This window comes from Maribacter sp. 4G9 (assembly GCF_002742265.1).
Lineage (GTDB): Bacteria > Bacteroidota > Bacteroidia > Flavobacteriales > Flavobacteriaceae > Maribacter.
This window is the reverse complement of sequence record NZ_MDGL01000111.1, coordinates 1-1,471: the sequence shown is the minus strand read 5'-3', so window position 1 is coordinate 1,471 and position 1,471 is coordinate 1. Positions and strand designations below refer to the sequence as shown.

Annotated in this window: 1 tRNA gene and 1 rRNA gene; both read right to left on the bottom strand. The window is 53.7% G+C overall.

Features of this window, described 5'->3' with window-relative positions:
* Window positions 1-97 precede the first annotated feature (97 nt).
* Window positions 98-171 (bottom strand) — tRNA-Ile (locus BFP75_RS11020).
* Window positions 172-325: 154 nt separating this feature from the next.
* Window positions 326-1,471 (bottom strand): 16S ribosomal RNA (locus BFP75_RS11015); the annotation flags it as partial.

The following is a 1,471-nucleotide window of genomic DNA, read 5'->3' as shown; positions in this document are numbered from 1 at the left end:
GCTTCTCGTCGGACCTTTGGCCTACTTTGTAGTCCCAGGCAGACTTGCTTCGACTGCGCTCAGCACAGGCTTCTCGTCGGACCTTTGGCCTACTTTGTAGTCCCAGGCAGACTCGAACTGCCGACCTCTACATTATCAGTGTAGCGCTCTAACCAGCTGAGCTATGGGACTGTCCCTACCCACACGCCCTGGGCGCGCCGGTATTTGTTATATATCATAATTGCGGAGATAAATTCAACATAAAGAAAAACATAAATCGAAAGAACGGGGCCAAGGCCTTCTCTGTTCGTTCGTCAGGGACCGTCCATCTAAGGACAATCTCTAGAAAGGAGGTGTTCCAGCCGCACCTTCCGGTACGGCTACCTTGTTACGACTTAGCCCTAGTTACCGATCTTGCCCTAGGCCGCTCCTTGCGGTGACGGACTTCAGGCACTCCCGGCTTCCATGGCTTGACGGGCGGTGTGTACAAGGCCCGGGAACGTATTCACCGGATCATGGCTGATATCCGATTACTAGCGATTCCAGCTTCACGGGGTCGAGTTGCAGACCCCGATCCGAACTGTGACAGGTTTTATAGATTCGCTCCGCCTTGCGACGTGGCTGCTCTCTGTACCTGCCATTGTAGCACGTGTGTGGCCCAGGACGTAAGGGCCGTGATGATTTGACGTCATCCCCACCTTCCTCGCGGTTTGCACCGGCAGTCCCGTTAGAGTCCCCGACATGACTCGCTGGCAACTAACGGTAGGGGTTGCGCTCGTTATAGGACTTAACCTGACACCTCACGGCACGAGCTGACGACAACCATGCAGCACCTTGCAAATTGCCCGAAGGAAAGGCCATCTCTGGCCCTGTCAAAATGCATTTAAGCCCTGGTAAGGTTCCTCGCGTATCATCGAATTAAACCACATGCTCCACCGCTTGTGCGGGCCCCCGTCAATTCCTTTGAGTTTCATTCTTGCGAACGTACTCCCCAGGTGGGATACTTATCACTTTCGCTTGGCCGCCCAGGTCTCAAGGACCCGGACAGCTAGTATCCATCGTTTACGGCGTGGACTACCAGGGTATCTAATCCTGTTCGCTCCCCACGCTTTCGTCCATCAGCGTCAGTTCATGGTTAGTCAGCTGCCTTCGCAATCGGTGTTCTATGTGATATCTATGCATTTCACCGCTACACCACATATTCCGCCAACTTCACCATGACTCAAGACCGGCAGTATCAAAGGCAGTTCTATAGTTGAGCTACAGACTTTCACCCCTGACTTACCGGCCCGCCTACGGACCCTTTAAACCCAATAATTCCGGATAACGCTCGGACCCTCCGTATTACCGCGGCTGCTGGCACGGAGTTAGCCGGTCCTTATTCTTACGGTACCGTCAACAGGGCACACGTGCCCCTTTTTCTTCCCGTATAAAAGCAGTTTACTACCCATAGGGCATTCTTCCTGCACGCGGCATGGCTGGATCAGAGTCT